This is a genomic window from Dietzia sp. DQ11-44, assembly GCF_014145205.1.
Taxonomy (GTDB): Bacteria; Actinomycetota; Actinomycetes; order Mycobacteriales; family Mycobacteriaceae; genus Dietzia; species Dietzia natronolimnaea.
In genome coordinates this window covers 1-1,905 of record NZ_JAALEC010000737.1, presented here as the reverse complement: position 1 = coordinate 1,905, position 1,905 = coordinate 1, and the positions used below count along the sequence as shown (strand labels likewise).

Annotated in this window: 2 protein-coding genes; both read right to left on the bottom strand. The window is 69.4% G+C overall.

From position 1 onward, the window contains the following. Positions 1-57: 57 nt before the first annotated feature. Positions 58-1,179 carry a muconate/chloromuconate family cycloisomerase gene (locus tag G6018_RS16590; protein ID WP_182640228.1) on the bottom strand — a complete coding sequence of 374 codons (1,122 nt, stop codon included), beginning with the start codon at positions 1,177-1,179 and terminating at the stop codon, positions 58-60. Between the two features lie 103 nt (positions 1,180-1,282). Continuing rightward, positions 1,283-1,905: catechol 1,2-dioxygenase (locus G6018_RS16585; protein WP_182640227.1), on the bottom strand; the 623-nt coding region annotated here is incomplete at its 5' end.

The window sequence follows — 1,905 nt, the reverse complement described above, 5'->3', positions numbered from 1 at the left end:
CCATGCGGACGTGGAACAGTGCCATCGTCGGCCTCTCCTTCTCGTGTGGTGCCGCTATCAGTGGCGGGTGAACTTGTCGACGGCGTCGTGGTCGATCTCGACGCCCAGGCCCGGCCCGGACGGCAGATGGACCCGGCCGGCCTCATAGCGGATCGGGGTGGTCACGTAGGTCTCGGCCAGCAGCAGCGGGCCGAACAGCTCGGAGCCGTAGTTGAAGCCGGGCTCGGCGCACGCGAGGTGCAGCGAGGCGACCGTCCCGATCGGCCCCTCGAGCGAGGTGGCGGCGTGGCACGCGATCCCGGCCGCGCGGGCGATCGCCACGACCTCCTTGCCACGGGTCAGTCCACCGAGTTTGGTGGTCTTCACCGCGATCACGCCGGCGGCGTCACGGCGCGCCACCTCGAGGGCGTCGTGCGGGGACTGGACAGACTCGTCTGCCATGAACTGCACGGGCAGTGAGCGGTTGAGCTCGGCCAGCACCTCGATCTGCTCGGTGGGGGTCGGCTGCTCGATCAGCTCGATGCCGGCCTCCACGAGTGCCGGGATGTGGACGTTCGCGGTGAACCGGTCCCAGCGGGCGTTGATGTCCACGCGCAGGCCGGCCCGGCCGTCGAGACGCTCGGCCAGCGCGGCGATGCGGGCCACGTCCTCGGCCGGGTCCAGGGCGCCCATCTTCAGCTTGAACGTGCGGTGCCGGTCCGAGGCCATGAGCTCGTCGATCTCCTCGACCATCTCCTCGAGCGGCATGGCACCCAGCGCCCAGGTGCACTCGATCGAGTCGCGGACCGCCCCACCGAGCAGCGATCGCACCGGCACGTCCAGCGACCGGGCCCAGGCGTCGAACATGGCGATCTCGAGGGCGGCCTTGGCGAAACGGCCCCGGGCCACCACGCCCTCCATCGCCTCCAGGACCGCCGGGATCTCGTCTACCCGCCTGCCGACCGCCACCGGGGCGAGGTACTTCTCAACCAGGACCTGCATGGTCTCGGCCGACTCGCCGCCCCACCACGGGCCGCCCGGGGTGACGCCCTCGCCGTACCCCACGACCCCGGCGTCGGTGGTCACCGAGACGAGCAGGATCGCCTGTGCGGTGGCGGTGGTCGTCGCGAACTTGTGAGGCCTGATGAGCGGCACGTCGAGGATCCGTGTCTCCACGGAGCGGATGGTCAAATCAGACATCTTTCAGCCCTTCGGGTTGGTGGACCGGCCGGTTGACCGCCGACGCCCCGGCCGCTTGGTGGCGGCCGGGGCGGGTGGCTATGAGAGACGAGGTCGTCGCCGGTCAGGCCACGTACCGCTTCTCGGAGACCGGGTCCAGGACGAAGTCGTACTCCACCTCGTCGATGCCGTCGGCGTTGGGCCGCGGGTGCAGGATCAGCTCGGGCTTGACGGCGCCGGCGACATCATCGTCGACCCACTGGCCACCCTTGAAGTACAGCTGGGTGGTGATGAGGCGCTTGCCCGGCGCGGTGACCTTCAGGTGCAGGTGGGCGGGGCGCCACGGGTGGCCGTCGTAGCTGGAGATGAACTCGCCGGTGGGTCCGTCGTGCGGGATCTGGTAGGGGGCCGGCTGGATGGTCTCGATCTCGTAGTTGCCGTCGGCATCCGTGGAGAAGGTGGCGCGCAGGTTCCACTCGGGAATGCCGAGGCCGTCGTCGAACTGCGAGTAGTAGCCGTCGGAGTCGGCGTGCCAGAGCTCGACGGACGCGCCCTCGATGCCGTTGCCGTCCAGGTCGCGGACCTGGCCCTTGAAGATCAGGGCGGTGCCCTTCTCGTCCTCACGCATCGGCATCTTTGCCTTGGAACCGAGGTTCGGGGCGTCCGGCACGTAGTACGGGCCCTCGATGGAGCCCTTGGTGCCGGTGAAGATGCGGCTGTTGGAGTCCTCGATGAAGTGCTCCAGGA